This window comes from Aliiroseovarius sp. S1339 (assembly GCF_023195695.1).
Lineage (GTDB): Bacteria > Pseudomonadota > Alphaproteobacteria > Rhodobacterales > Rhodobacteraceae > Aliiroseovarius.
On record NZ_JALPQG010000008.1, the window covers coordinates 1 to 19,334 of the forward strand.

The 19,334-nt window shown below is 59.0% G+C and carries 21 protein-coding genes, 1 tRNA gene and 1 pseudogene; 15 read left to right on the forward strand and 8 right to left on the reverse strand.

Annotated features, from left to right (window positions below):
* Positions 1-152: 152 nt before the first annotated feature.
* Both MUY35_RS12645 and MUY35_RS12650 read right to left on the reverse strand, forming a co-directional pair.
* Positions 153-944: a hypothetical protein gene (locus MUY35_RS12645; RefSeq protein WP_248369061.1), complete on the reverse strand. Its 792-nt coding sequence runs from the start codon at positions 942-944 to the stop codon at positions 153-155.
* A 173-nt stretch (positions 945-1,117) separates the two neighbouring features.
* A pseudogene (locus tag MUY35_RS12650) lies at positions 1,118-1,538 on the reverse strand (transposase); the annotation flags it as partial.
* Positions 1,539-1,640: 102 nt separating this feature from the next.
* On the opposite strand from MUY35_RS12650, the gene napF reads away from it, so the two are divergent.
* The 7 genes from napF to MUY35_RS12685 are packed head-to-tail and all read left to right on the forward strand — an operon-like array spanning position 1,641 to position 8,015.
* Positions 1,641-2,231, forward strand: a complete 591-nt coding sequence (gene napF, locus MUY35_RS12655) for a ferredoxin-type protein NapF (protein WP_248369063.1) — start codon at positions 1,641-1,643, stop codon at positions 2,229-2,231.
* Positions 2,225-2,491 (forward strand): chaperone NapD, encoded by a 267-nt coding sequence (locus tag MUY35_RS12660; protein WP_248369065.1) that lies wholly within the window; start codon positions 2,225-2,227, stop codon positions 2,489-2,491. Before napF ends, MUY35_RS12660 begins: the two co-directional genes overlap by 7 nt.
* Positions 2,492-2,508: 17 nt before the next feature.
* Complete coding sequence (gene napA, locus MUY35_RS12665) at positions 2,509-4,998, forward strand: nitrate reductase catalytic subunit NapA (protein ID WP_248369067.1); 2,490 nt, start codon at positions 2,509-2,511, stop codon at positions 4,996-4,998.
* Positions 4,999-5,027: 29 nt separating this feature from the next.
* Positions 5,028-5,906, forward strand: a complete 879-nt coding sequence (gene napG / locus MUY35_RS12670; RefSeq protein WP_248369069.1) for a ferredoxin-type protein NapG — start codon at positions 5,028-5,030, stop codon at positions 5,904-5,906.
* The gene (gene napH, locus MUY35_RS12675; RefSeq protein ID WP_248369071.1) at positions 5,903-6,829 is read left to right on the forward strand and encodes a quinol dehydrogenase ferredoxin subunit NapH; all 927 of its coding nucleotides are present in this window, start codon (positions 5,903-5,905) and stop codon (positions 6,827-6,829) included. Before napG ends, napH begins: the two co-directional genes overlap by 4 nt.
* Before the next feature lie 23 nt (positions 6,830-6,852).
* A complete protein-coding gene (locus MUY35_RS12680; protein WP_248369074.1) occupies positions 6,853-7,272 on the forward strand; it encodes a nitrate reductase cytochrome c-type subunit in 420 nt (139 codons plus the stop codon).
* A 29-nt stretch (positions 7,273-7,301) separates the two neighbouring features.
* Positions 7,302-8,015 (forward strand): NapC/NirT family cytochrome c, encoded by a 714-nt coding sequence (locus MUY35_RS12685; protein ID WP_248369076.1) that lies wholly within the window; start codon positions 7,302-7,304, stop codon positions 8,013-8,015.
* A 101-nt stretch (positions 8,016-8,116) separates the two neighbouring features.
* Here MUY35_RS12685 and MUY35_RS12690 read toward each other — a convergent pair whose 3' ends face one another.
* From MUY35_RS12690 to MUY35_RS12700, 3 genes are read right to left on the reverse strand one after another with little or no spacing between them, the layout of a single operon-like run.
* Positions 8,117-8,911: a substrate-binding domain-containing protein gene (locus MUY35_RS12690; protein ID WP_248369078.1), complete on the reverse strand. Its 795-nt coding sequence runs from the start codon at positions 8,909-8,911 to the stop codon at positions 8,117-8,119.
* Positions 8,908-9,624 carry an ATP-binding cassette domain-containing protein gene (locus MUY35_RS12695; RefSeq protein ID WP_248369081.1) on the reverse strand — a complete coding sequence of 239 codons (717 nt, stop codon included), beginning with the start codon at positions 9,622-9,624 and terminating at the stop codon, positions 8,908-8,910. Before MUY35_RS12695 ends, MUY35_RS12690 begins: the two co-directional genes overlap by 4 nt.
* The gene (locus MUY35_RS12700; protein WP_248369083.1) at positions 9,618-10,322 is read right to left on the reverse strand and encodes an ABC transporter permease; all 705 of its coding nucleotides are present in this window, start codon (positions 10,320-10,322) and stop codon (positions 9,618-9,620) included. Before MUY35_RS12700 ends, MUY35_RS12695 begins: the two co-directional genes overlap by 7 nt.
* Positions 10,323-10,624: 302 nt before the next feature.
* On the opposite strand from MUY35_RS12700, the gene hpaE reads away from it, so the two are divergent.
* The 5 genes from hpaE to MUY35_RS12725 all read left to right on the forward strand — a co-directional run bounded on the left by hpaE (position 10,625) and on the right by MUY35_RS12725 (position 15,888).
* Positions 10,625-12,133 carry a 5-carboxymethyl-2-hydroxymuconate semialdehyde dehydrogenase gene (gene hpaE / locus MUY35_RS12705; RefSeq protein WP_248369085.1) on the forward strand — a complete coding sequence of 503 codons (1,509 nt, stop codon included), beginning with the start codon at positions 10,625-10,627 and terminating at the stop codon, positions 12,131-12,133.
* A 28-nt stretch (positions 12,134-12,161) separates the two neighbouring features.
* Positions 12,162-13,007, forward strand: coding sequence for a 3,4-dihydroxyphenylacetate 2,3-dioxygenase (hpaD, locus tag MUY35_RS12710; protein ID WP_248369087.1), 846 nt, complete (start codon positions 12,162-12,164; stop codon positions 13,005-13,007).
* Positions 13,008-13,016: 9 nt separating this feature from the next.
* Positions 13,017-13,871 (forward strand): fumarylacetoacetate hydrolase family protein, encoded by an 855-nt coding sequence (locus tag MUY35_RS12715; protein ID WP_248369090.1) that lies wholly within the window; start codon positions 13,017-13,019, stop codon positions 13,869-13,871.
* Positions 13,868-14,671: a 2-oxo-hept-4-ene-1,7-dioate hydratase gene (gene hpaH / locus MUY35_RS12720; RefSeq protein ID WP_248369092.1), complete on the forward strand. Its 804-nt coding sequence runs from the start codon at positions 13,868-13,870 to the stop codon at positions 14,669-14,671. The genes MUY35_RS12715 and hpaH overlap by 4 nt, the downstream gene beginning before the upstream one ends.
* Positions 14,672-14,763: 92 nt before the next feature.
* Positions 14,764-15,888, forward strand: coding sequence for an aminodeoxychorismate synthase component I (locus MUY35_RS12725; RefSeq protein ID WP_248369095.1), 1,125 nt, complete (start codon positions 14,764-14,766; stop codon positions 15,886-15,888).
* A 99-nt stretch (positions 15,889-15,987) separates the two neighbouring features.
* Here the strand turns inward: MUY35_RS12725 and MUY35_RS12730 are convergent.
* A tRNA-Tyr gene (locus MUY35_RS12730) sits at positions 15,988-16,071 on the reverse strand.
* Positions 16,072-16,217: 146 nt separating this feature from the next.
* Here MUY35_RS12730 and rlmB point away from each other — a divergent pair.
* The 3 genes from rlmB (at position 16,218) to MUY35_RS12745 (ending at position 18,216) form a co-directional block, all read left to right on the forward strand.
* A complete protein-coding gene (gene rlmB, locus MUY35_RS12735) occupies positions 16,218-17,003 on the forward strand; it encodes a 23S rRNA (guanosine(2251)-2'-O)-methyltransferase RlmB (RefSeq protein WP_248369098.1) in 786 nt (261 codons plus the stop codon).
* A gap of 103 nt (positions 17,004-17,106) precedes the next feature.
* Entirely contained in the window at positions 17,107-17,547 is a 441-nt protein-coding gene (locus MUY35_RS12740; protein WP_248369102.1) for a YHS domain-containing (seleno)protein, read from the forward strand.
* Positions 17,548-17,733: 186 nt separating this feature from the next.
* Positions 17,734-18,216 (forward strand): CoA-binding protein, encoded by a 483-nt coding sequence (locus tag MUY35_RS12745; protein WP_248369105.1) that lies wholly within the window; start codon positions 17,734-17,736, stop codon positions 18,214-18,216.
* Between the two features lie 45 nt (positions 18,217-18,261).
* Here MUY35_RS12745 and MUY35_RS12750 read toward each other — a convergent pair whose 3' ends face one another.
* Together MUY35_RS12750 and hisF are read right to left on the reverse strand one after the other, a co-directional pair.
* On the reverse strand, positions 18,262-18,576 hold the full coding sequence (locus MUY35_RS12750; protein ID WP_248369108.1) for a phosphoribosyl-ATP diphosphatase: 315 nt from the start codon (positions 18,574-18,576) through the stop codon (positions 18,262-18,264).
* The gene (gene hisF, locus MUY35_RS12755) at positions 18,573-19,334 is read right to left on the reverse strand and encodes an imidazole glycerol phosphate synthase subunit HisF (protein WP_248369111.1); all 762 of its coding nucleotides are present in this window, start codon (positions 19,332-19,334) and stop codon (positions 18,573-18,575) included. Before hisF ends, MUY35_RS12750 begins: the two co-directional genes overlap by 4 nt.

Consider the following 19,334-nt stretch of genomic DNA (forward strand, 5'->3'; position numbering starts at 1 on the left):
GTCGCGCCAATGGTACTGCGTCTTAAGACGTGGGAGAGTAGGTCACCGCCAAACCTAGAAAAGAGCTAATTCTCTCAATACGATAACAATACAAAACAAACCGCCGCGCCCAGAAATGAGCGCGGCGGTTTTGTGTTGGGGAGGGGGGGGAGCTACTCAAACTCCGTCGCGCAGGACAGAAAGCGTTCCACGTCCTGCTTGATGGCGGCCCAGCGGGGCAGATACGGCAGTTGGAAGTTAACCTTCACATCAAGTTCAGAGGCTCTAAAGCGCATATTGCAGCTGGGATAGCGAATACGTTCATTCTGAGTTGAGCAGGCAATTGCAGTCTTTGGCTGGTTTGACTCATCCAAATCAAAATAGACATTCTGGTCCAGATAGCCCTGAGGAGGAACCACTTTGGTCAAACCGTATGGACCCGGTGTGACCGGGAACTCTTCCATCGGACGCCTCTCGTCAAAACGTCCACCCATCATCGAGATCATAAGCGAGACAATCTCTCGGAGTTCAATGTAGTCACCGACAAGAAGGCGCCCGTATTGTCGCGCATGGGCGTTGTAAGGTTGGGCGCGATGAATCGCTGATGTCTGAGAGCGTGTTACGGGCAAAAAGTTGTCGAGAATAATTCGAAATAGCTGGGCTGTGTGGTGCACACCTTCTTCATGATCCGGCCTGTCTTCCAGAAAGATCTTCGGCACCCGCATTGGTATCAGCTTGTTTTCAAGATCCATCTTGATGAACCATTCCACCATCGCGTTCTCGCCGCCGAAGAACTGGCAGGGATCAGATGGAGGGGTGTTTAACAGTTCATCGACGGTGAATGTGTTGCGCGATGATGTGGTGGCTTCTGGTTGATGCAGCGCCAGAGGAAGCGTCAGCGCCGATACAGCGAGGGCTGTGATCCACAAAGGGCCGGAAAGTCTCGTGAGGCGCGTGTTTGGCATGTGTCAATGCCTCCGGATACAATCAACTCGAACAAGCCATTGTTATCGTGACGTGCGCCCGATGTGAACGTGGCTTTGCACAACATCCTCACTCCCCCGTCGCACACCGTGCCGTCCTTCGTCAACCTCATCAACTCTTTCTGGAAAACGTGGCGGCCCGTTCCGACGCGGATGCCCCGTTCCATCAGGAAGCCGCGCCCCTGATTTATCGGGCGAGTCCTTTCGGTCACAAGACGCTCGCGGGCCCTGTGCAGGGCCTGAAGATCGAGCTGCTCTTCCGATTTGATCGCGACAAACGACATGGTCGCACGGCTAGCGGCCACGGCGATTGCTTCCGCATCGCGGTCATCGTTCTTGTGGACCTTGGCGTAGGGGCGGACATAGAGCGGCGACATTAGTCGAGGTTCATGCGTATGCTGAAGACAAAACCGTCCGATGTGATGCGCGCCACCACAGGCTTCCATCGCCACAACACATGGTGGCAATCCTTCCAGAAAGTCCAACAGGCGATGTCGCTGGATACGCCTGCGGAACACAACTGCCCCCCGTTACGTCCAGCCCCGCAAGGCTGCAAACGGTCTTGTCCAGATCAATTTATCCACCTATGCCCGCAACAATAGCTGCGATTTGGTCGGAAGGCAGTTCGTCCCATTGGGTCACGTCAACCCGATGCAATCTTGACTTAAGTCAAGTAAAATGGCGACGGTCTGGTTTAATTTTTTCAAGCAAACAACGGGTCCGAGTCTCTTCGACCCGAGATACATTGGCAGGCTGAGTTCCGTGACCAAGGTGGCATCCAGACGCGCTTTTCTAAAAGGAGCGGTCAATCGTGCGACAGCGCCCCGACCCCCCGGCGCAATCGCAGAGATCGCCTTTGTCGAAGCCTGCACACAATGTGGCGACTGCGCCAGAGCCTGCCCTGAACACATTGTCATCCGTGACGAGGCTGGATATCCGGCGCTCAACTTCCAGACCGATGGTTGCACCTTCTGCGGCAAATGTATTGCGGCCTGCGACGACGCCGCGTTGCGCGCTGATATGCCGTGGGCGTGGCAGGCGGTGGTGGCTCAAACCTGCCTGTCGCTCAATGCGGTGCAATGCCGGGCTTGCGAAGACCATTGCGACGCCGGCGCGATCCGCTTTCGGCTTTTGCCAGAGGGGCGCGCTGAGCCCAAGATCGACCCCGATACTTGTACCGGTTGCGGCGCCTGTATCGCCCCTTGCCCGGTGTCAGCGCTTGCCTTGCACCAGACTGATCATTCTTCAACGGAGACACGCCCATGCTGAATATCTGCGGCTGCCTTGTTCAAACTATGCCTGAAATGACAGGCGATGTTGCCGCCGCGATCAATGCGACGGAAGGCGGCGAAGTTCATGCCCATGAAGATGGCCGCATCGTGGTCACAGTCGAGGATACCGCAGAAAAACGCGCCTCGGATCAGATCATGGATATGCACCAAATTCCCGGCGTGATCACCATCACGCTGACCTATCACCATTTCGAAGAGCTTGACGATAACGAGCCTGCTTCGACCACGAAACACTGACCCTCGGGAGAATTATTATGACCGTGTCCTCATCCCGCCGCGCCTTCCTGAAGGCCAGCGCCGCAGCCGCCACCGCCTCGGCGGCTGGCATTACATTGCCCAACGCGGCTAGCGCACAGATCAAAGCCCCTGACATCCGTTGGGACAAGGCTGCTTGCAGGTTCTGTGGTACCGGCTGTTCGGTGCTTGTGGGCGTCAAGGATGGCCGCGTTGTGGCCACTCAGGGCGATCCCGAAGCGCCGGTGAACCGCGGTTTGAACTGCATCAAGGGCTATTTTCTCTCGAAGATCATGTATGGCTCTGATCGTCTGACCACGCCGTTGTTGCGCAAGTCGAATGGAGTGTATGACAAAGAAGGTGAATTCGAACCGGTTAGCTGGGACGAAGCCTTTGATATTATGGCGCAAAAATGGAAAGATTCCATCGCCAAAAAAGGGCCAACAGCGGTCTCGATGTTTGGCTCGGGTCAATGGACGGTCTGGGAGGGCTATGCCGCCGCCAAGCTGATGAAGGCGGGGTTTAGGTCGAACAATATCGACCCCAATGCGCGCCACTGCATGGCCTCGGCTGTGGCCAGCTTCATCCGCACCTTCGGCATTGACGAGCCGATGGGCTGTTATGACGACCTGGAACATGCCGATACGTTCGTTCTTTGGGGGTCTAACATGGCCGAGATGCACCCTATCCTGTGGTCGCGTCTGACCGATACGCGCCTGACCAAGCCGGGTGCCGAAGTGCATGTGCTTTCGACCTTTGAACATCGCAGCTTTGAGCTGGCCGATAATGGCATGATCTTCGTGCCGCAGACCGATTTGGCGATCCTCAACTATATCGCCAATTACATCATACAGAACGGCGCGGTGAACGAAGAGTTCGTCAAGAACCATGTCAACTTCACCAAGACCGCCACCGATATCGGCTATGGCCTGCGCGACAATCATCCGCTGCAGGAAGCTGCCGCGAACGCCAACTCTGGCAAGCTTGAACCCATGACGTTCGAGGAATATGCCGAGGCGGTTTCGAAATACACGCTCGACTATACGGCCGAGCTGTCGGGGGTTCCGGCCGCCAAGCTGGAACGTCTGGCCCAGCAATATGCTGATCCCAACCGCAAAGTGATGTCGCTTTGGACCATGGGGTTCAACCAGCACACCCGCGGGTCTTGGGTCAATTCGTTGATGTATAACGTCCACCTACTGGTCGGCAAGATTTCGGAGCCCGGCAACTCGCCGTTCTCGCTGACCGGTCAGCCGTCGGCCTGTGGCACGGCGCGCGAAGTGGGCACATTCGCCCACCGTCTGCCCGCAGACATGGTGGTGATGAACGAAAGGCACCGCGAGATCTGCGAGACCGCGTGGAATATCCCCGCAGGCACCATTCCGGAAAAACCGGGCTTTCATGCCGTGCTTCAGCACCGCAAACTAAAGGATGGCGATCTGAACTGCCACTGGGTTCAGTGTACCAACAACCTGCAAGCCGCGCCCAACATGAACGAAGAAGGCTTGCCCGGTTATCGCAATCCGGAAAACTTCATCACCGTCTCGGACCCTTACCCGACTGTCACGGCGTTGGCCGCCGATCTTATCCTGCCCACCGCGATGTGGGTCGAGAAGGAAGGCGCTTATGGCAATGCCGAACGTCGCACCCAGTTCTGGCGTGAGCAAGTCAGCGCGCCCGGCGAGGCCAAGTCGGATGTCTGGCAGGTCATGGAGTTCGCCAAGCGGTTCACGACCGAAGAGGTCTGGCCCGAAGAGCTGCTGGCCAAAAAGCCCGAGCTGCGCGGCAAGACCCTGTATGAGGTGCTGTTCACCAATGGCGTGGTCGACAAATTCCCGACCAGCGAGGTTGCCGAAGGCTTTGGTAACCACGAGTCGGAAGATTTCGGCTTTTACGTGCAGAAGGGCCTGTTCGAAGAATATGCCTCGTTCGGTCGTGGTCATGCCCATGACTTGGCGCCGTTTGAGACCTATCACAAGGCGCGCGGTTTGCGCTGGCCCGTCGTCGACGGCAAAGAAACGCTGTATCGGTTCCGTGAAGGCTATGACCCTTACGTGAAGGAAGGCGAGGGCGTGAAGTTCTATGGCAAGCCCGACGGTAAAGCCAACATCATCTTCGCACCTTACGAGCCCGCCGCAGAAGTGCCGGACGAGGAATTCGACCTGTGGTTCGTCACCGGTCGCGTGCTTGAACACTGGCACTCCGGCTCGATGACCCGCCGGGTGCCCGAGCTGCATCGTTCCTTCCCGACTGCCGTGGTGTTCATGCACCCCGACGATGCCAAGGATCGCGGTTTACGCCGGGGTCAGGACATCGAGATCAGCACCCGTCGCGGTGCGGTCCTCAGCCGGGTGGAAACACGGGGCCGCAACAAGATGCCGCGCGGTGTCGTATTCATGCCGTGGTTCGATGAAGGCCAGTTGACCAACAAGCTGACGCTGGACGCAACTTGCCCGATTTCCAAGGAAACCGACTTCAAGAAATGCGCCTGCAAGGTTCAACGCGCCTGATCTGACACTGCTAGACCGAGACCAAAGCCATGTCCGCTAACAAGCCAGCCAAAGCCAAGCCTAAGCCCATCGACCGTCGCCGTTTCCTTCAGGATACGGCACGGGCGGCGGCTGGGTGTGCGGTGGCGGGCATGGCAATCTCTCATCTGGCGACGGACGCGCGCGCCCTTCCGGCCCGCGCGATCCGCCCGCCGGGTGCCTTACCCGAAGACGACTTTCTGGCTGCCTGTATTCGCTGTGGCCTTTGCGCGCGCGATTGCCCCTATGACACGCTGAAACTGGCCGAACTGGGCTTTGATGGCCCGGCCACCGGCACGCCCTATTTTACCGCCCGCGATATTCCCTGCGAGATGTGCGATGACATTCCTTGTGTGGTTGCGTGCCCCACTGGTGCGCTTGACCATTCCCTGACCAACATTGACGATGCTGATATGGGCATTGCCGTGCTGATTGATCAGGAACGCTGCCTGAACGCGCTCGGCTTGCGCTGTGACGTGTGCTATCGCGTCTGCCCGGTGATCGACGAAGCCATCACGCTGGAACGGCGCCACAACGAGCGGTCGGGCCACCATGCGATCTTCATGCCCACGGTTCATTCCGATGCCTGTACCGGCTGCGGAAAATGCGAAAAATCCTGCGTTCTGCCCGGAGAATCCGCGATCAAGGTGCTGCCGCGCCGGATCGCCACCGCAGAGGCCGCCGAACATTACAAACTGGGCTGGGAAGACCGCAATCCACTGGTGGATGAGATTATAGACCTGCCAGACCGACTGCCAGGTCCGGGTACCGACAACCTTGTTGCGCCCGGCGGCTATCTGCCCGGCACCGAAGGCTTGCCTGATCCAAATATGGACGGCGGCTTTACCCCAACCTTCAAACTGCCCGGCACCGGAGGCACAGGCCAATGAGTGCGAAAACCAAGCTTCCCGTTGGTCAAGAGGCGATCCAAGACAAAGGGTGGCTCAAGGCGCATAAATACCTGCTGTTGCGCCGCGCCTCTCAGATGTTCTTCCTGGGGCTGTTCCTTCTTGGACCGTGGTTTGGTCTGTGGTGGGTCAAAGGCAATCTTGCCGGTTCGCTGACATTCGATGTGCTGCCGCTGACCGATCCGTTTGTCTTGGTGCAAATGCTGGTGGCCCAACACTGGCCCGAAATGACCGCCATTACAGGTGCCGTAATTGTCGCCGTGGCCTATGCGCTGATTGGTGGGCGGGTGTATTGTTCGTGGGTCTGCCCGATCAACCCGGTCACCGATGGTGCCCATTGGTTGCATGACAAGCTGGGGCTGGCCAAAGGCTGGCAGCCCAAGCGCAACACGCGCTACTGGGTGCTTGGCATGGTACTGGTCGTCTCTATGCTCACTGGCACAATCGCTTGGGAATTCGTCAACCCGATCAGCATGCTGCACCGCGGTTTAATCTTCGGCATGGGCTTTGCCTGGGCCTTCGTGCTGGCAGTGTTCCTGTTTGATCTGTTCGTGTCACGGCGCGGATGGTGTGGACATCTTTGCCCGGTGGGGGCGTTTTACGGCCTTCTGGGTGCGCGTCCCGTGCTTAGGGTCAGCGCCACCGAACGCGCCGCCTGCGACGATTGCATGGACTGCTTCGCCGTCTGCCCGGAAATGCACGTCATCACACCCGCCCTGCGTGGCAGTGAAGACGACACGCCAATCATCACCAGCCAGGACTGCACCAATTGTGGTCGCTGCATCGACGTCTGCGCGCCGCAGGTGTTCCGCTTTACCACTGCCTTCGACACGACGCCCGCGCCCGCCCGCGCGGCGCGACCCGCATCACCTAAAAAACCATCCAAGGCCAGTCGCGCGGCCTGAGATAAATCAACGGGAGACACCCCATGAAGAAAACCATTATCACTGCCCTTGTTGGCTCTGCCCTGCTTGTTGGGGCCGCCAATGCGCAAAGTTCGGTCGAAACCCTGCGGGACGGAACGCTGGATGAAGCGATCCCTGCAAACCGAAGTTATGGTCTGGATGAAAAGCGCTTCACGCGCAATTACCGCCAGCAGCCGCCGCTCATCCCGCATGCGGTCGATCAGTATCAGGTCGACCTAAAGACCAACCGCTGCCTGAGCTGTCATGACTGGACAACTGCAGGCGAGCGCAGCTCGCCGACCCTGTCGATGACCCACTATCTTGATCGCGACGGCAATCAGCTTGACACGGTCGCAGGCACCCGCTGGTTCTGCAGCCAATGCCATGTGCCCCAGGTTGATGCCCCCGCGTTGGTCGACAACACGTTTAAAGCGTCGAACTAAGCGGCTGAAAGAGAAAAAGGATTACCGACATGTCTGCATCAAACCCCGGTTTTATCCGCCGCTTCTGGCGGGCTCTCTGGAGCCGCTTGGGGGCACTTTCACTGGGCTCTCTCATGATCTTGGGCTTTGCCGTTGGGGTGTTCTTCTGGGGCGGTTTCCATTGGGCGCTCGAAGCCACCAACACTGAGAAGTTCTGCATTACCTGCCACGAGATGCGCGACAACGTTTATGCCGAATATCAGGGTACGGTGCACCAGAACAACAGTTCAGGTGTGCGCGCCACTTGCCCGGATTGCCACGTGCCCAAGGAATGGGGCCCGAAAATGGTGCGCAAGATCAAGGCCAGCCAGGAACTTTACGGCCATTTCATCACCGGCGTCATCGATACACCCGAGAAGTTTGAAGATCATCGCCTGTATCTTGCGGGGCGGGTCTGGACTGCCATGAAAAAGACCGACAGCCGCGAATGCCGCAATTGTCACAATTTCGAGTTCATGGACTTCACCCAGCAACAAACCCGCGCCGGGGACAATCACCAAAAGGCGCTGGACGAAGGCAAGACCTGCATCGACTGCCATCAGGGCATCGCGCATGAATTGCCCGAAGGTTGGATGGATCGCTATGGTGAGATTGAAGAGGAATTCGCAAGCCGCAACCTATTGCCTGGCGCGGACGGATCCAAATCTGCGCCTAATGGCAGCAGCGAAATCGCCAGCTATCTGAGCTCCGAACCAGCTCATTGATCGTCAAATCAGAGATGGGGTGAGCGCCAAAACGGTGCTCACCCCTATCGGTTTGGAAACCTCTGGCGCGCGATACCAGTGTTGGCTAGGTCAAAGTCGCGCTATTCGGCATTGAAAACAAACAAGGTTTCGCCGTTGATCTTATAGCCATTGATCAGGTCTTTCGCGACGTCGGACACCAGCCAGGCCTCTAATTCAGCGGCCAGATCAGTTTTTACGTGCGGATGCTTTTGCGGGTTCACCGGCAAAAAGGCATACTGATTGAAAAGCGCGGGGTCACCAGCATAGACAAGCGCCAGATCGGCCTTGTTTCCGAAATTCAGCCAGCTCGCGCGATCTGACATGATATAGGCATTCATGCCCGCCGCCGTGTTCAGAGCCGCCCCCATTCCTGCGCCGACGGCGTTATACCAATCTCCCGCTGGCTCGACATCGACAGCGGCCCAAAGGCTTCGTTCTTTCTTGTGGGTTCCACTGTCGTCGCCACGGCTAACAAAGGGGGCTGACGCCGCTTCGATGCGCCTCAGGGCATCTGCGGCGCTTGTTGCGTCGGCCAGTTTGGCCTCATCCGTACTGGGGCCAATGAAAACAAAATCGTTATACATGATCTCGCGGCGATGGGTGCCAAAGCCACCTGCCAGAAATTTTTCCTCGGCCTTCAGAGAATGCACAAGGATTGCGTCCACATCGCCCGCTTCACCCAGCTTGATCGCCTGACCAGTCCCGACGACCAGAAGCTGAACTTCGATGCCTGTGTCTTCTTTGATCTGCGGCAGCAAGATATCTGCCAGACCCGAGTTGTGGAACGACGTCGTCACCGCGAGCTTCATGTCATCGGAAAGGGCTGCACCTGTCATAGCCAACGATGCAATGGCCGATATGATAATCCGTTTCATTCGACAATGTCTCCTTTCAGAAATGCATTCGCTTGCGCAGTTTCTGGCCCTGCAAAAAACTGTTCCGCGCTGCCGTGCTCATGGATTTTTCCGTTGAGCAGAAACAGGACTTCAGTTGCAAGTCGGCGTGCTTGGCCCATGTCATGGGTCGACATGATCAACCGTGTGCCCGCCGCTGATGTGCGGATCAGGATGGCTTCGATCTCGCGTGTGGCGCGCCCGTCAAGCGATGCGCAGGGCTCGTCAAGAAACAGCAGTTCCGGCTTGGTGATCAAAGCGCGGGCCAGCGCAAGTTTCTGCCGCTCTCCGCCCGACAGAAACGGCGCGGGGCGTGCAAGCATATCGCCCAGCCCAACCTCGTGCGCGGCGGCGGTGGCGCGCGCATTGGCGTCGGTGCGCGACATCCCGGTCAAACGCAGCGGATAGGCCAGATTGCCCAGAACAGAACGGCGCATGATGATCGGAGACTGAAAGACGAAGGCCTGACGCCGCCGTGCCTCTATGTCGTCGCAAGCCCAATTTATTGAACCGCTGCCCAGCCGGGCAATCCCGTGCAACATCCTCAGAAGTGAGGTTTTCCCGGCACCGTTTGGGCCAATCACAATTGTCACGCCCTGACCCTCTTGGATCAGATCGACAGGACCCACCAGCACCTTTCGACCACGGCGCACAGATGCGCCTTCGACAACCAGAGGAAACAGTTTGCTTACCATCGGCCTTCCTGCTCTGTGCGGCTGATATAGTGGATGGCCAAATTTACAGCGATCGCCATGAAGATCAGAACGAAACCAAGGCCCAAGGCCAGCGCGAAGTCACCTTTGCCGGTTTCCAGGGCGATTGCGGTGGTCAACACGCGGGTGTGGTGATCGATATTTCCGCCCACCACCATGATCGCCCCGACTTCACCAATGGCGCGACCAAACCCGGCCAAAGCCGCCGTCAGCAACGCCCGGCGACCGTCCCACAACAGCGCCTGAATGCGCTGGCGCTGTGTTGTGTTCATCGAGATCAGAAGGTCGTGATAGTCCGACCAAAGTTCGCGCAAGGCCTGATGCGCAATCGACGCGATAAGCGGTGTGATGATGATAACTTGCGCGATGATCATCGCCGTGGGGGTAAACAACAGCCCCAATACCCCGAATGGACCAGAGCGGCTGAAGAAAACGTAAACGATCAAGCCAACCACCACCGGCGGCAGCCCCATAAGCGCGTTCAGCACTGCAATGGTGACCCGACGTGCGCGAAACCGACGCACGGCCAGAAACGCGCCAAGGGGCAAGGCAATTGCGCATGCAATTACCAGCGCAGTCATCGTGACGCGCAGAGACCTGAGCGTAATTTCAACGAGATCCGCATCCAATGTCACCAACAGCCAGAACGCTTGGGACAAGCCCGACCAGATATCAATCATGCCTTTCCCCCTGAGTCTTGACCAGACAGGTCTGTTGCGGTGTTCGGCCTTCAGAAGATCAACCACACAAAACGAAACAAAAAAACCCGATTTTTGGGTCGGAAAGGTAAATGTGGACATTTTGAACGAGACTTTGTTGGTTTGACCTGTGGACCGGACCCATTGTTGAGGGCTCGCGCTTCTTGTGATGCTTTCCTCAGACACCGCTCGTGCCGGGTTGACAATGGTTCTTGCAGATAGTTAACATGTGAAGCAAGTAGCAAGCGCGGCCCACCATCTCGCGTTTAGTAACAGGGGGCGACATGGCCGCGTTAGACGAAAACCTTAAGAAGCTGGGCGGTTATCTGGCGCAATTTCGCGTTGGCGGCATCCAGAACCGCATCGGTGGTGTTGACTGCGTAGGTGCAGGCGGCACATTCGCCAACCACTCGCCCGTCGACAAAAGCTTGATTTGTGACGTGGCGCACGGCACGGCTACCGATATCGACGCCGCCGCACAGGCCGCCCATGCAGCCTTTGCCAATTGGCGCGATATGCCAGCGGTTGAGCGGCGCAAGATCCTTTTGAATGTCGCAGACGGGATCGAAGCGCGCGCCGAGGAAATCGCCCTGTGCGAATGCTGGGACACCGGGCAAACCCTGCGTTTCATGTCCAAAGCTGCACTGCGCGGGGCCGAGAACTTTCGCTATTTTGCCGATCAGGTGGTGCAATCGCGTGACGGCCAGCATCTGAAGTCTCCGACCCTGATGAACGTGACGACGCGCGTGCCCATTGGCCCTGTCGGCGTTATCACCCCGTGGAACACGCCCTTCATGCTGTCGACCTGGAAGATCGCGCCTGCGCTGGCGGCAGGATGCACCGTCGTTCACAAACCGGCCGAAGCGTCCCCGCTGTCCGCCCGCCTGCTGGTCGAGATTGCCGAAGACGCTGGCCTGCCCCCTGGTGTGCTGAACACGGTGAACGGGTTTGGCGAGGGTGCGGGCAAAGCCCTGTGCGAACACCCGCTGATCCGTGCGATTGCGTTCGTGGGCGAAAGCCGCACGGGGTCGCTGATCACAAAGCAGGGGGCGGATACGCTGAAGCGTAACCATCTGGAATTGGGCGGTAAAAACCCGGTGATCGTCTTTGACGACGCCGATCTGGATCGAGCGCTGGATGCGGTGATCTTCATGATCTATTCGATCAACGGCGAACGCTGCACGTCGTCCTCTCGCCTGTTCGTTCAGGACACCATTCGCGAGGCATTCGAGGCGAAGTTGGTGGAGCGGGTGAACAACATCAAGGTCGGCCACCCTCTGGACCCGGCCACCGAAATCGGGCCGCTCGTCACAGAAGAGCATTTCAACAAGGTCACCTCCTATTTCGACATCGCGCGCGAAGATGGCGCGACCGTGGCGGCCGGGGGAAAGACAGTCGGTGATCAGGGCTATTTCGTGCGCCCCACGCTGTTCACCAATGCCACCAACGACATGCGCATCGCGCGCGAGGAAATCTTTGGCCCCGTCCTGACCTCGATCCCGTTTTCGACAGAGAACGAGGCGCTTTCCATGGCCAACGACACCCAATACGGGCTGACCGGCTATCTGTGGACCAACGACCTGACCCGCGCACTGCGCTTCACGGACAAGTTGGAAGCGGGTATGATCTGGGTGAACTCGGAAAACGTGCGCCACCTGCCGACGCCGTTTGGCGGGGTGAAAGCCTCGGGCATCGGGCGCGATGGTGGCGATTGGTCTTTCGAGTTCTATATGGAACAAAAGCACATCGGTTTCGCCACCGGGGATCACAAGATCATGCGACTGGGTGCCTGACACGGCCCCGACAGAAGGAAACGACCCAATGGGACAGATTGTCCAAGCTGCCAAAATCACCCACGTGCCCAGCATCTGGATGTCGCACACGATGGAGCAATACAAAGGCATTCGCCAGCCCGCCATAGATGGCTATGCCAAGCTGCGCCAAGACGCGATTAATCGCGGGGTCGAGACCTTCATCATCTTCGACACCCACTGGATCACCAACCAAGGCTTTCACCTGAACGCCAAGCCGCATCACAAGGGGCGCTTCATCAGCCACGAACTGCCCCACATGCTGGCGGATATGGAGTTCGACTATCAGGGCGATAGCGAATTGGCGGCGTCGATCCTGTCGGTGCTGGAGGAACGGGGCGAACGGGCCATGGGCCATGCGCAGCCCGATCTGGGTATGGAATACGGCACGCTTCTGCCGATGCATTTCATCAACGAGGGCGTGAATGCCCGCGTGCTGCCGGTGGCGGTGAACCAGTTTTCGTCCATCGAGGAAAACCGCCGTTGGGGCGCTGCGATTGCCGAAGGTATCCGCCGGTCGGACCGCAAAGTCTCGGTGCTTGCGTCTGGCTCGCTGAGCCACGATTTCACGCCGAATGAACGCTCGGTTGACGGGCTGAACTCCGTCAATGGCGAGTTCAATCGCCAGATGGATTTGCGCGTGCTGGAGCTGTGGGAGAAAGGTAAGTGGGCAGAGTTCCTCGACCTGCTGCCGGACTATGCTGTCAAATGCACCGGCGAGTGTGCGATGAACGACACGGCGCTGTTGTTCGGCGCGCTGGGCTGGAAGGATTACGAGGGCGAGATCGACATCTACACCCCGTATTTTGGCAGTTCCGGCACCGGTCAGGCCAATATCAGCTTCTCGGTTCAATAGGATTTCACCATGAAATTTGCGACCTTTACCGCCGATGGCGAAAGCTTCTACGGCGCGGTCATGGATGCAGGCGCGGTGGCGTTGTCGCCCGACTTTCCGCACTGGCCCACGCTTTACGACGCGATTGCAGCGGGCGGGCTGGATGATCTGGCGCAGGCTGCGCAGGGCCGGGCGGTGACGCATAACGACTTCGCCTATGACATGGTGATGCCCAACGCGCCCCGCATCCTGTGCGTCGGCGTGAACTTCCCCGACCGCAATGCAGAATACAAAGACGGCAGCGCGCAGCCGAAATACATGTCGCTGTTTCCCCGCTTTGCCAGCGGCTTCACCGGCCACAACCAACCACTCATCCGCCCGCCGGAAAACCATACGTTGGATTATGAAGGCGAGGTGGCGATTGTCATTGGCAAGGCGGGCAGGCGCATTCCGGCGGTGGATGCCTACGACCATATCGCGGCGCTGACACTCTGCAACGAAGGCACCATCCGCGATTGGGTGCGGCACGCGAAGTTCAACGTGACCCAAGGCAAAAACTGGGACCGTTCTGGTGCCATCGGGCCATGGCTGGTTCCGTTCACCGACGCCGACCAATTGGACAAAGCGCGCATTCAGACGCATGTGAACGGAGAGCTTCGCCAAGACGACACGCTTGACCGCATGATGTTCCCGATCCGCGAGGAAATCGCCTATATCTCGACCTTCATGACGCTTCAACCCGGCGATATCATCGTGACCGGCACGCCCACCGGGGCAGGGGCGCGGTTCGATCCGCCGCGCTATCTGGTGCCCGGCGATGTGGTCGAAGTTTCGGTGGAAGGTATCGGCACCCTGCGCAATACAGTTGAGGACGAAGCGGTATGACGCCGGACGACCACGCCACCGCAGCTGCCGATTTGCTGAACGCCGAACGGACGGGCCGACAGATTGGCCTGCTGTCCCTGCGCCACCCGGATATGGGCATGGACGACGCCTATGCGGTGCAAAACGCGATCTATCGCCAGAAACTGGCCGAGGGGCGGCGCGTGATCGGGTGGAAGATCGGCCTGACCTCGAAAGCCATGCAATACGCCTTGAACATCGACATCCCGGACAGTGGGATATTGTTCGATGACATGCTGTTTGACCATGGCGGGTCTATTCCCAAAGGCCGCTTCATCCAACCTCGCATTGAAGTCGAGATTGCCTTTGTGATGAAGGTCGCGCTGGGTGGTGCGAAGGTGACGCGCGATGACGTGATTGCGGCCACGGACTATGTCGCCCCGTCGCTCGAAATCCTCGACACGCGGATCAGGCGGGTGGACCCGGACACAGGCAAGGCCCGGACCGTCTTCGACACGATCAGTGACAATGCAGCCAATGCGGGCGTCGTGTTGGGTGCGGACCGTCACCCGGTTGAAGCCTTTGATCTGCGCTGGGTCGGCGCGCTGACCTTCCGCAATGGCGAGATTGAAGAGACTGGATTAGGCGCGGGCGTGCTGAATGACCCGGTCGAAAGCGTTGTCTGGTTGGCCCGCCGCATGGCGCAATACGGCCAAAGCATCGAGCCGGGGCAGGTGATCTTGTCGGGCAGCTTCATCCGCCCTGTCGAATGCCCACCCGGCACCGATATTCACGCCGATTTCGGGTCGTTCGGGTCGGTTGATATCCGCTTCGACGGTTAGACGCCGCATTTGCACGCGCGGTTGGCGCTTCTGGTTGCGCGGCGCTGTCCGTGGCAGGATAGTTCAGGTCCGACGCCACCGGAGAGACACTCGTGAAGCTGCGCTTTGATCATGGGCCGGACGATACGCCCTGCCAGTTCGACACGCCCCAGCGGCTGATCGTGGCGCAGAACGCCTGCGACGTTGCCCGCGCGTTGGTTGAACTGGACGCGGCGCGTGCGCAAGGGGCTTGGGTGGCAGGGTTTGCGAGCTATGAGCTTGGCTATGCTCTGGAACCACGACTTGCCCCTTTGATGCCCAAGACCCGACGCCTGCCGCTTCTGCAGTTTGGCGTCTATGACGACCCGTGCCTGCCCGTGGCCGTCGCGCCCGGCCCTGCGCAACTGTTGGATTTGCGGCCCGACTGGTCAGACGCGCGCTATGCGACCGCGTTCCAGCGCGTGCATGACTATATCTGTGCGGGCGATACCTATCAGGTGAACCTGACCTTTCCGATGCACTGCACTGCGTCAGGCCGGCCGCAAGCGATCTACGCGGCACTGGCGGGTCTGCAACCCGTGCGCCACGGCGTGTTGGTCGAGGCCGAGGGTCTGCCCACGATCCTGTCGCGCTCGCCCGAACTGTTTTTCCGCACAAACGCGATTGGCCAGATCGAGACGCGCCCGATGAAGGGTACCCAGCCGCGCAGTGCCGACCCGATCGAGGATGCGCGCCGGGTGCAATTCCTGCGCAGTGACGAGAAAAACCAGGCCGAAAACTTGATGATCGTGGACCTTCTGCGCAACGACATCTCGCGGATTTGCGAGGCCGGAAGCGTTTGCGTGCCGGAGCTTTTCACGGTGGAAAGCTATGAAACCGTGCATCAAATGACCTCGCTTGTGCGTGGACAGATGCAGCCGGGTAGGGGACTGAGCGATATCTTCCGGGCGCTGTTTCCCTGTGGGTCGATCACCGGCGCACCCAAACCGCGGGCGATGGAGATCATTGCGGAACTGGAAGACACGCCGCGCGACATCTACTGCGGCACCATCGGCTGGGCCGCCCCCGATGGGCGGTCTGACTTCAACGTGGCGATCCGCACGTTGATGGTGGAAAATGGCGACGTGACCCTGAATGTGGGCGGCGGCGTGGTCTATGACAGCACGTCCGCGTCGGAATACGAGGAAGCCTTGTGGAAAGTGCGCTTTGCAATGCAGTTGACGAAGACACCAACCTGAACGGGCGTCTCTGTTGCACCGGATAAGAGTGTGCATCGGTGCGCACGGCGCTGATCAAACCTGCCGCGGAAGTCATTGAAGAAAGTGGAGGGGGGGAAGTGGTGGGCGACCCTGGAATCGAACCAGGCGTGCGTCTCCGCGAGGGAGTTACAGTCCCCTGCCACACCTTGCGGCCTGTCGCCCACTAAGCCCCGCGCGTACTGCGCCGAACGTGGGGCTGATTATCCCGCCCGCGCCGAAGGGTCAATACGAAAATTCGCCCAATTGCCCTTGTCTCGCCGCAGCAATCGCCGCATTGTCCGGGCCTTGCGAAAAGAAGGGCGAACGGCATGACGAAAAAGCCGAAATGGGTGGTTCAGAAGGAAAAGACGCGGCGCGATGCGGCGTTGGAAACAGTGTGGCTGTTTGGGCTTCACGCGGTGCGCGATGCTTTGATGAACCCGAACCGCGAACGGTTGCGCCTTGTCGTCACCAAAAACGCTGCCGATAAACTGGCCGAGGCGATTGCGACATCTGACATGGAACCCGAGATGGCGGATGCGCGAAAGTTTCCCGCGCCGCTCGACCCGAATTCGGTGCATCAGGGGGCCGCTCTCGAGGTTAAGCCGCTGGCGTGGGGCAATTTTGCTGAACGCGTGATGGGCGGTGCGGGTGGTTTACCCATTGTGGTGTTGCTGGACCGGGTGACCGACCCGCATAACGTCGGCGCGATCCTGCGCTCAGCTGAGGTGTTCGGCGCAAGCGCCGTCATCGGAACCGCGCGCGGGTCAGCGCCTGAAACCGGTGCGCTGGCGAAAACAGCGTCGGGCGCATTGGAGCGGCAACCCTATCTGCGCATCCGCAATCTGGCCGACACGATGGTCGAGCTGCGCGAAATGGGCTTTGTTATTCTGGGTCTGGATGGCGAGGCAGACGAAACACTGGAGGCCGCGCTGAGTGCGCGCCCGGATCGGCCTGTTGCGCTGGTTTTGGGCGCAGAAGGTCCGGGGTTGCGCGACAAGACAAAAGCCACCTGCGATCAGCTGGTCAAAATCCCATATGCCCGCGATTTCGGATCGTTGAACGTGTCGAACGCGGCGGCGGTGGCGCTTTCTTGCACACGGGCGACCCGGTGATCACTTCCGCTTGAGGGGGGCTGCTTTTTTCTGCAGATAATGGTTTGATGCGAATGTGGAGGGGTGCCACTTGACGACCAAACGATTTACACGACGCATAATTGTGTCTGGACTGCTTGCTGCACCGATTGCGGCAGGCTTTCGGGTGACGCGTGCAAATGCGGCGACCTCTGCTGTCTACATTGAAGATGGCGTGGCTTGGGACGGTCACGATCCTGTTGCCTATTTCACCACGGATGGGCCCTTGGCGGGCAGTCAAGATTTTGCCTATGATCACAACGGGGTCACGGTGCTGTTTGCCAACGAGGAACATCGCGCGATGTTTGCCGATGACCCGATGCGATATTCGCCCCAATATGGCGGTTATTGCGCCTATGCCATGAGCAAAGGACAAATTGCGCCGACCATTCCCGAGGCGTGGACCGTTTATGACGGCAAGCTTTATCTGAATTTCAGCCTTCAGGCGCGTGAGCTGTGGTTAGCGGATATTCCGGGCCATATTGAGAAAGCCGACGCATTTTGGCCCGATGTGCTCAGCGGCTAGGCGGTGGCCAGCTTTCACAACCACTTCACAAGTTCTTGACAACATCTTCCCATATCGTGGCTTGCGCATATGTATTTAGCGAGAGCGGGCTGTGGAACGCCCGGTTTCTCAATTCACTGTCCCTCGTTCCACCAACTTGCGCCCGGCCTTTTGGTTTCGGGCGCATTTTTCTGTCTGGGGATTGGAATGGGTCGCGTGCAAGGTTATCAGTCGCATATGACACAAGAAAACACAGACACCCGCCTGAGATCCATCCTAACCTCGACCCGCGTGATCGGGCTGGTGGGATTGTCCCATAAACCGGAACGCGCGAGCCACGAGGTGGCCGGTTTTCTGGTGCGGAAGGGATATCGCGTGATTGGCGTCAATCCGGGGTTGGCGGGGCGCGAGATGTTCGGCGAAACCGTGGTGGCGACGGTCAGCGAACTGCCACCAGAGACGGATATGATCGACCTGTTCCGCCGATCAGACGCGGTTGAGCCAGTTGTTGACGAGGCACTGGAGGCTTTGCCAGGGCTCAAGACGGTCTGGATGCAATTGGGTGTTCAGAATGCCGCCGCGCGCGCAAAGGCAGAGGCCAGAGGAATAGCCGTGATCGAGAACCGGTGCCCGAAGATCGAATATCCGCGCCTGTTAGGCGACGCCGTGCTGGGTGATCTGGTGGGCTAGCCGCTCACCCCGGGATGTTTTAACCAAAAGAAGCGGGCGGGCGTCTCAGCTTTTACGACCAGCTTTTTCGGCGATGCCAGAGGTGCCTTCGCGCCGTTCCAGTTCGGCCAGCACATCGGACAGGGCGACATCGCGGGCGGCAAGCATGACCAGCAGGTGATAGAGAACGTCGGCAGCCTCTGCGGTCAGGTTTTCACGGTCGTTTTTGACGGCGGCGATGATGGCCTCAACAGCCTCTTCCCCGAATTTTTCGGCACATTTTTCCGGCCCCTTGGACAGGAGCTTTGCGGTCCACGAGGTGTCGGGGTCAGCGCCCTTGCGCGCCTCAATCGTGGAGGCAAGTTGGTCGAGAATGGTCATGACAACCTCATTGGGATACCGGCCGCTTGCATGTGTTCCTTGGCTTCGCGGATTGTGTAGTCGCCGAAATGGAAGATGGAGGCGGCAAGCACGGCGGACGCGCCGCCTTCGGTGACGCCTTCGACCAAGTGATCCAGCGTGCCGACGCCGCCTGAGGCGATCACCGGCACGTGCACCGCGTCTGATATGGCGCGGGTCAGCGACAGATTGAAGCCCGCACGCGTGCCGTCGCGATCCATCGAGGTCAGCAGGATTTCACCCGCGCCTTTGGCTGTGACTGTTTTCGCGAATTCAACTGCGTCGATGCCGGTGGCTTTGCGCCCGCCATGGGTGAAGATTTCCCACTTTCCTGGGGCAACGGTTTTGGCGTCGATGGCCACAACAATGCACTGGCTGCCGAACCGGTCGGCGGCCCGCGCGATCACGTCAGGGTCCGCCACGGCGGCAGAGTTGAAGCTGACCTTGTCGGCCCCAGCGAGCAGCAGATCACGCACATCGTCAGGGCTGCGCACGCCGCCACCGATCGTCAGCGGCATGAAGCATTGTTCCGCCGTGCGGGTGGCCAGATCATACATCGTGCCGCGGTTTTCATGGGTTGCTTTGATATCAAGGAAGCAAAGCTCATCGGCCCCGGCGGCATCATAGGCGCGCGCCTGTTCCACCGGGTCGCCCGCGTCGATCAGGTCGACAAAGTTGACGCCTTTCACGGTGCGACCTTCGGCCACGTCAAGGCAGGGAATGATGCGCGTTTTGAGCAT

Excerpts from the sequence above, each read along its gene's own strand:
- MUY35_RS12645 (WP_248369061.1), bottom strand. The coding sequence starts at position 944 with ATGCCAAACACGCGCCTCACGAGACTTTCCGGCCCTTTGTGGATCACA.
- napF (WP_248369063.1), top strand. The coding sequence starts at position 1,641 with ATGGCGACGGTCTGGTTTAATTTTTTCAAGCAAACAACGGGTCCGAGT.
- MUY35_RS12660 (WP_248369065.1), top strand. The coding sequence starts at position 2,225 with ATGCTGAATATCTGCGGCTGCCTTGTTCAAACTATGCCTGAAATGACA.
- napA (WP_248369067.1), top strand. The coding sequence starts at position 2,509 with ATGACCGTGTCCTCATCCCGCCGCGCCTTCCTGAAGGCCAGCGCCGCA.
- napG (WP_248369069.1), top strand. The coding sequence starts at position 5,028 with ATGTCCGCTAACAAGCCAGCCAAAGCCAAGCCTAAGCCCATCGACCGT.
- napH (WP_248369071.1), top strand. The coding sequence starts at position 5,903 with ATGAGTGCGAAAACCAAGCTTCCCGTTGGTCAAGAGGCGATCCAAGAC.
- MUY35_RS12680 (WP_248369074.1), top strand. The coding sequence starts at position 6,853 with ATGAAGAAAACCATTATCACTGCCCTTGTTGGCTCTGCCCTGCTTGTT.
- MUY35_RS12685 (WP_248369076.1), top strand. The coding sequence starts at position 7,302 with ATGTCTGCATCAAACCCCGGTTTTATCCGCCGCTTCTGGCGGGCTCTC.
- MUY35_RS12690 (WP_248369078.1), bottom strand. The coding sequence starts at position 8,911 with ATGAAACGGATTATCATATCGGCCATTGCATCGTTGGCTATGACAGGT.
- MUY35_RS12695 (WP_248369081.1), bottom strand. The coding sequence starts at position 9,624 with ATGGTAAGCAAACTGTTTCCTCTGGTTGTCGAAGGCGCATCTGTGCGC.
- MUY35_RS12700 (WP_248369083.1), bottom strand. The coding sequence starts at position 10,322 with ATGATTGATATCTGGTCGGGCTTGTCCCAAGCGTTCTGGCTGTTGGTG.
- hpaE (WP_248369085.1), top strand. The coding sequence starts at position 10,625 with ATGGCCGCGTTAGACGAAAACCTTAAGAAGCTGGGCGGTTATCTGGCG.
- hpaD (WP_248369087.1), top strand. The coding sequence starts at position 12,162 with ATGGGACAGATTGTCCAAGCTGCCAAAATCACCCACGTGCCCAGCATC.
- MUY35_RS12715 (WP_248369090.1), top strand. The coding sequence starts at position 13,017 with ATGAAATTTGCGACCTTTACCGCCGATGGCGAAAGCTTCTACGGCGCG.
- hpaH (WP_248369092.1), top strand. The coding sequence starts at position 13,868 with ATGACGCCGGACGACCACGCCACCGCAGCTGCCGATTTGCTGAACGCC.
- rlmB (WP_248369098.1), top strand. The coding sequence starts at position 16,218 with ATGACGAAAAAGCCGAAATGGGTGGTTCAGAAGGAAAAGACGCGGCGC.
- MUY35_RS12745 (WP_248369105.1), top strand. The coding sequence starts at position 17,734 with ATGGGTCGCGTGCAAGGTTATCAGTCGCATATGACACAAGAAAACACA.
- MUY35_RS12750 (WP_248369108.1), bottom strand. The coding sequence starts at position 18,576 with ATGACCATTCTCGACCAACTTGCCTCCACGATTGAGGCGCGCAAGGGC.
- hisF (WP_248369111.1), bottom strand. The coding sequence starts at position 19,334 with ATGCTCAAAACGCGCATCATTCCCTGCCTTGACGTGGCCGAAGGTCGC.